Below are 6,512 nucleotides of genomic sequence, written 5' to 3' on the forward strand. Positions count from 1 at the left end.
CACAGTTCGGATCGGAGCGCACGTCTGATGGCCGGCCCGCGATCCCCGCCAAGGGAAGCGTGGCAGGGACGGAACGGAAGTGTAAGCGGTATCGCTTAAGCGAAGATACTCCTGTTCCGCCAAACCCGGATTTTCACGGAGGCATCATCCTCCACCCGGTCATCCCGGGGCGCCGCAGGCGAGCCCGGGCTCCAGAGCCGCCGACGGCGCAAGTCCTTGACACCAGAGTGTTTCTGGATCCCGGGCTCCGCTTCGCGGCCCCGGGATGACGGGGTTGTTTCCAGACCGGGCTCTGCAAGAACCAAGCGTCGTGGAGCAAGCGGGACAGTCCGCTGTCGCAAACACCTTGAAAGGGCTGGTGGCCGCCGGCTTTCGGAAAAAGACGATGTGAATCAGGAGTCTAGGGCATCGTGCCGGCATGATGCCCTAGCCGAGCCCGCTCAGCCCACCGCGCAGAGAGGCGCGTCGCTCAGGCCCTCGACCATCATCCGGACCAGCCGGTTGACCGCCTGCACCTGGAACGGCTTGCGCAGGAACAGGCTGCCCGGGACGCCCCGTCCGCCGCTCGAATCGGTCGAGGTGTAGACCACCGGCCGGTCGGCATGGATCGCCCGGAACGCGTGCGCCACGGTCCAGCCGTCGATCAGCCCGGGCAGGTGGATGTCGGTGAACAGCCAGTCGATCTCGGCCCCGCGCGTCCGCAGGAGCGTCAGCGCCGCCTCGCCCGTGGAGGCCTCGATCACCCGGATGCCCTGGGTCTCGCACAGGCTCGCGATGATCTCGAGGAGCAGGTAGCTATCCTCGACGATGAGGACGCACTGGGCGGGAGGCATGCTGCGGGTCCGGGGATCGACTGCGCGAATCAAGAACCCACACGGTTGAGGATCTCTTAAAAGCCGTCGCGAAAGCGGTATCCGGCGCTGTTGCAGCGCGGCAACCGGCGGGGCGGAAATGGCTGCGCGAGACGGTCCCATGCGCGATTGCCCCGGCACGGCCGCAATCCGGGCGCGTCAGCATCCCTCGGCGTGCGGCAGCGCACGCCGCCGATCGGCGCGGGCTCGCAGGACGCTCCGCGGCGCCGGACGGAACCGTCGCTTAACCATTCGCGCCTATCACCGGCGCTCAGGACTACGCGGACCCGCCTCGAAGACCAGCAGCCGGCCTTCGGCACCGCTCGAGGAGTTGAACGATCATGCCCCAGCGTTTCCGCGCACTCGCCCTCGGCCTCGCTGTCTGCGCCGCCCTCGGGCTCGGCGCCTGCAGCAACGACAAGGATCTCGCCGACGCCTCCGCGTTCGGAGCCGGCGCCGCGACCCCGGGCAGCGCGCAGGACTTCGTCGTCAATATCGGCGACCGGGTCTTCTTCGAATCGGATTCCACCGACCTGACCCCCACCGCCACCGCCACCCTCGACAAGCAGGCGGCCTGGTTGCAGCGCTACCCGCGCTACACCTTCATCATCGAGGGCCATGCCGACGAGCGCGGCACCCGCGAATACAACTTCTCCCTGGGCGCCCGCCGGGCCCAGTCGGTCAACGACTACCTCGCCACCCGAGGCATCGGCGCGAACCGGATGCGCACCGTCTCCTACGGCAAGGAGCGGCCGGTGGCGGTGTGCAACGACATCTCGTGCTGGTCCCAGAACCGCCGCGCGGTGATCGTGCTCGACCGCGGCGCCGGGGCGTAATCTTCGCAGAGACGGCCAACAGGTCCCGTCCGCCTGCCGATTCTTCGCAGAGTCGGCAGGCGTTTCTGCGAAGAGGGAGCCGGCCCCGGGTTCGACCTTTCCGCGCCGCAGTTTTGCCGCGGACCGGCGCATCTGATAGGGCCTCGCGCTTCCATCGGACCGCAGCCGCATCATGCTCGCCCGCCTTCGCACCCGCCTCGCGCTCACCACGATCCTCGGGGGCCTGCTCCTCGGCCATCCGGCCGCCGCGCAGGACGCCTCGGAACTGGTGGTGCGCCTGGGGCGCATCGAGAACCAGTCCCGGATCATGGCCGGGCAGATCGAGACCCTCCAGTACGAGAACCGCCAGCTGAAAGAGCAGCTGCGCAAGTTCCAGGAGGATGTCGAGTTCCGCCTGAACGAGGGCAAGGGCGGCGGCGGCAAGGCGGCTCCGTCGGCGGCGCCGGCGCAGGCCCCGGCGGGTGCGGTCAACGGCGGCAATCCCGGCTCCGGTCGCCCCGGCAAGCGCGGCGATGCCTTCGACCCGTCCCAGACCCCCGGTGCCCCCGGGGCGCCGATGCCGCTCGGCAGCACCCAGCCCTCCCCGCCCCTGCCGCCCCGGGAAGCCGCCGAGGCGGCCCCGGTCCGGCCGCAGGCCCTGCCCCGGCCCGCGATCGAGGACGAGGATCCGGATGCCGAGGGTGCCGCCCCCGGCTACGACGAGCCCGTGGACCTGCGCCCGCCCGCCCGCACCGGCGCGATCCCGGTCCCGGCGCCCCGCCCGGCCGAGAGCGTGGCCGCCACCCGGACCGGCGACCCGGCCGCCGATTACGAGGCGGCGGTCGAGCTCTACCGCTCCAAGCAGTTCGAGCAGGCCGAGATGGGCCTGCGCCAGTTCATCCAGTCGCATCCCCGCGACAACCGGGTCGCCGGCGCGACCTACTGGCTGGGCGAGAGCTACCTGGCCCGCGGCCGCAACCGCGAGGCGGCCGAGCAGTTCCTGAAGGTCTCCACCGACTATGCCCGCTCGTCCCAGGCGCCGGACGCGATGCTGAAGCTCGGCGTCACGCTCAACGCCCTCGGGGCCCGCGAGCAGGCCTGCGCGACCTTGGCCGAGCTGGACCGGAAATTCCCCAATGCCGGCACCGGCGTCCGCCAGGGCGTCGCCCGGGAGCAGAAGCGCGCCCGCTGCGCCGCCTGATCGGGGATCCCAAAGGGCGTGCCCTTTGGCGGGGTTCGGGGGCGGAGCCCCCGAGATACCAGGGCTCTGCCCTGGACCCGCAAAAGGTCGCGGACCTTTTGAATCCATGACTGGTCTGCCGGACGATCCGGTTCTCCATGCCCTCGGGCCCTGGCTCGGGCGGTCCGAGTGGGGCGTGTTGCTGGCCGTCTCGGGCGGGCCCGATTCGAGCGCGCTGATGCACGCCGCCGCAGCGCTCGGCGCGTCCGCGCAGGTCGCCACCGTCGATCACGGCCTGCGCCCGGATTCCGGCCCGGAGGCCGAGGGCGTCGGGCGGGCGGCCCGCGCGCTCGGCCTGCCGCACGCGATCCTGACCTGGGCGGGCCCGAAGCCCGGCACCGGCCTGCAGGATGCGGCCCGGGCCGCCCGCTATCGGCTGCTGGCCGCGCATGCGGAGGCGATCGGCGCCGGCCTCGTGCTCACGGGCCACACGCAGGACGACCAGGCCGAGACCGTGTTGATGCGGCTCGCCGCCGGCAGCGGACCGGCCGGGCTCGCCGGCATGCGGGCCGAGCGCCCGCTCGCCCCCGGCCTCACCCTCGGGCGGCCGTTCCTGGCCCTGCCGAAGGCGATGCTGGTGGCATGGTGCGCGGCCCGGGGCATCCCGCATGTCCGCGACCCGGCCAACGCCGACCCGCGCTTCGCCCGGGGCCGCCTGCGCGCGAGCTGGGCCGCCCTGGAGCGGGAGGGCCTGAGCCCGGCGCGGCTCGCGCGCCTCGCCGAACGGGCCACCCGGGACGACGACGCCCTCCGGGTCGCGGCCGAGCAGGCCTTCGCGGCGGTTTTGCTGCCGGCAAAGAATACCGACGCTGCGGCGCTGCACCTCGACGGCGCCGTGCTGGCGGCCCTGCCGGAGGCCGTTGCCCTGCGTTGCCTCGACGCGGCCCTGACCCGGGTGGGTGCCGCGCCACGCCGTCTGGAGCGCCTGGAATCCCTTGTCTTCGAGGCCGTGCTGCCGGCCCTGCGCCGCCGGGAGCCGATCCGGCGGACCCTGGCGGGGATTTTGGTCGCAACCGATTCCGCCGGCACGGTGAGTCTGGCGCCGGCTCCGCTGCGCCGGCACAAGACCGCCGTTTGACGGATAGATGCTGCCCTCGCCGCAGGGGGGACCGGCTTACTTGGCAAGGAAGGCCCCCCCGCCTACATTGGCGAGGTGTGCACGGATGGACCGGCAAAGCCGCGCGACGTGTCCGTCTAGGGGGCCGCACGCACCAAGGATCGATCGATGAACCCGAATTTTCGCAACTTTGCCTTGTGGGTCGTCATCTTCCTGCTGGTGCTGGCCCTCGTCACCCTGTTCCAGAACCCCGGTCACCGGGGCGGCGGCAGCGAGATCGCCTACAGCCAGCTCCTCAACGACGCCGATTCCGGCAAGATCCAGTCGGTGGTGATTTCCGGGCAGGACGTGTCCGGCACCTATGTCGGCGGCGGCAACTTCACCAGCTACGCCCCCAACGACCCGAGCCTGGTCTCCAAGCTCCAGGGCAAGGGCGTGCAGATCACCGCCCGTCCGCCGTCCGACAACACCCCGTGGTTCATCCAGCTGCTCGTGAGCTGGCTGCCGATTCTCGTCTTCATCGGCGCCTGGATCTTCCTGAGCCGCCAGATGCAGTCCGGCGCCGGCCGGGCCATGGGTTTTGGCAAGTCGAAGGCGAAGCTCCTGAACGAGGCCCATGGCCGCGTGTCGTTCGATGACGTCGCCGGCGTCGAGGAGGCCAAGGAAGACCTCCAGGAGATCGTGGAATTCCTCCGCGACCCCCAGAAATTCCAGCGCCTCGGCGGTCGGATCCCGCGCGGCGTGCTGCTCGTCGGCCCGCCCGGCACCGGTAAGACCCTGATCGCCCGGGCGGTCGCGGGCGAGGCCAACGTGCCGTTCTTCACCATCTCGGGCTCGGACTTCGTCGAGATGTTCGTCGGCGTCGGCGCCAGCCGCGTGCGCGACATGTTCGAGCAGGCCAAGAAGAACGCGCCCTGCATCATCTTCATCGACGAGATCGACGCGGTCGGCCGCCATCGCGGCGCCGGCCTCGGCGGCGGCAACGACGAGCGCGAGCAGACCCTGAACCAGCTCCTCGTGGAGATGGACGGGTTCGAGGCCAACGAGGGCGTCATCATCATCGCGGCGACCAACCGCCCCGACGTGCTCGACCCGGCACTGCTGCGTCCGGGTCGGTTCGACCGCCAGATCATGGTGCCGAACCCGGACGTCACCGGCCGCGAGCGCATCCTGCGGGTCCACGTCCGCAAGGTGCCGCTGGCGCCCGATGTCGATCTCAAGGTGATCGCCCGCGGCACCCCCGGCTTCTCGGGCGCCGACCTGATGAACCTGGTGAACGAATCCGCGCTGCTCGCCGCCCGCCGCGGCAAGCGCATCGTCACGATGCACGAGTTCGAGGACGCCAAGGACAAGGTCATGATGGGTGCCGAGCGGCGCACCCTGGTGATGACCGAGGACGAGAAGCGGCTCACCGCCTATCACGAGGGCGGCCACGCCATCGTGGCGTTCAACGTCCCGGCCACCGACCCGGTGCACAAGGCGACGATCATCCCGCGCGGCCGGGCGCTCGGCATGGTCATGCAGCTGCCCGAGCGCGACAAGCTCTCCATGAGCTTCGAGCAGATGACCTCGCGGCTGGCGATCATGATGGGCGGCCGCATCGCCGAGGAGATGACCTTCGGCCGGGACAAGGTGACCTCCGGCGCCCAGTCGGACATCGAGCAGGCGACGCGGCTCGCCAAGATGATGGTGACCCGCTGGGGCTTCTCGCCTGAGCTCGGCACCGTGGCCTACGGCGAGAACAACGACGAGGTCTTCCTCGGCATGTCGATGGGCCGGCAGCAATCGGTCTCGGAATCGACCGCCCAGAAGATCGACGCCGAGGTCCGCCGCCTGGTCGAGACCGGCCTGGAGGAGGCCCGCCGCATCCTGGCCGAGCACAAGGACGACCTGGAGGCTCTCGCCCAGGGGCTGCTCGAATACGAGACGCTCTCGGGCGACGAGATCCGCAACCTCCTGAAGGGCCAACCCCCGATCCGCGACGGCGGCGACGTGCCCCCGACCCCGGCCCGGGGCTCCTCGGTCCCCTCCGCCGGCCGCGGCCGCCCGAAGGAGAGCGACGGCGGCTTGGAGCCTCAGCCGCAGGCGTGAGCTGGAACGATGTGATGAGAAGGGCGCCGCGAGGCGCCCTTTTTTGTTGGGTTTTGCGCCGGGCCTGTTTTGGGATGAACTGCGGCCACGTGCGCATCCCCCTCTCCCCTTTGCGGGGGAGGGTGGCCCCTGCGTCAGCAGGGGTCGGGAGAGGGGAACCCGGCTTCCAAATGAAGCAGAGCAGCGTGAAGGCCGCAGCCCTATCCTGCTCCGTTGCTCCCCTCTCCCGACCCCCTTCGGGGGCCACCCTCCCCCGCAGAGGGGGGAGGGAGACGCGCGTGCGTCTGGCCGTCAGACTCATTCAGCAGCGATGTTCACACATCGGCTTGCGAAAGCCGCCACGCGCCCCCTCTCCCGTGCGGGAGAGGGTTGGGGTGAGGGACCAGGTCTTTCCGGAAAACGCGCATCCCTCACCCTGTCCCTCTCCCGCACGGGAGAGGGGACCCGCGCCACATCCG

At 70.7% G+C, this 6,512-nt stretch carries 5 protein-coding genes; 4 read left to right on the forward strand and 1 reads right to left on the reverse strand.

Annotated features, from left to right (window positions below; genetic code table 11):
- Window positions 1–440: 440 nt before the first annotated feature.
- A complete protein-coding gene (locus MKL20_RS09040) occupies window positions 441–833 on the reverse strand; it encodes a response regulator (protein WP_244036400.1) in 393 nt (130 codons plus the stop codon).
- 359 nt (window positions 834–1,192) lie between these two features.
- On the opposite strand from MKL20_RS09040, the gene pal reads away from it, so the two are divergent.
- The 4 genes from pal (at window position 1,193) to ftsH (ending at window position 6,054) form a co-directional block, all read left to right on the forward strand.
- Window positions 1,193–1,687, forward strand: a complete 495-nt coding sequence (gene pal, locus MKL20_RS09045) for a peptidoglycan-associated lipoprotein Pal (protein ID WP_243969331.1) — start codon at window positions 1,193–1,195, stop codon at window positions 1,685–1,687.
- Between the two features lie 172 nt (window positions 1,688–1,859).
- On the forward strand, window positions 1,860–2,867 hold the full coding sequence (gene ybgF / locus MKL20_RS09050) for a tol-pal system protein YbgF (protein ID WP_244036401.1): 1,008 nt from the start codon (window positions 1,860–1,862) through the stop codon (window positions 2,865–2,867).
- A gap of 106 nt (window positions 2,868–2,973) precedes the next feature.
- Window positions 2,974–3,984, forward strand: coding sequence for a tRNA lysidine(34) synthetase TilS (gene tilS, locus MKL20_RS09055; RefSeq protein ID WP_244036402.1), 1,011 nt, complete (start codon window positions 2,974–2,976; stop codon window positions 3,982–3,984).
- Between the two features lie 147 nt (window positions 3,985–4,131).
- The gene (gene ftsH / locus MKL20_RS09060) at window positions 4,132–6,054 is read left to right on the forward strand and encodes an ATP-dependent zinc metalloprotease FtsH (protein WP_243969337.1); all 1,923 of its coding nucleotides are present in this window, start codon (window positions 4,132–4,134) and stop codon (window positions 6,052–6,054) included.
- Window positions 6,055–6,512: the final 458 nt, after the last annotated feature.

This window comes from Methylobacterium sp. E-066 (genome assembly GCF_022829635.1).
In the GTDB taxonomy this organism is placed as follows: domain Bacteria; phylum Pseudomonadota; class Alphaproteobacteria; order Rhizobiales; family Beijerinckiaceae; genus Methylobacterium.

Coding starts and splice junctions, on each gene's coding strand:
- MKL20_RS09040 (WP_244036400.1), bottom strand. CDS start 833: ATGCCTCCCGCCCAGTGCGTCCTCATCGTCGAGGATAGCTACCTGCTC.
- pal (WP_243969331.1), top strand. CDS start 1,193: ATGCCCCAGCGTTTCCGCGCACTCGCCCTCGGCCTCGCTGTCTGCGCC.
- ybgF (WP_244036401.1), top strand. CDS start 1,860: ATGCTCGCCCGCCTTCGCACCCGCCTCGCGCTCACCACGATCCTCGGG.
- tilS (WP_244036402.1), top strand. CDS start 2,974: ATGACTGGTCTGCCGGACGATCCGGTTCTCCATGCCCTCGGGCCCTGG.
- ftsH (WP_243969337.1), top strand. CDS start 4,132: ATGAACCCGAATTTTCGCAACTTTGCCTTGTGGGTCGTCATCTTCCTG.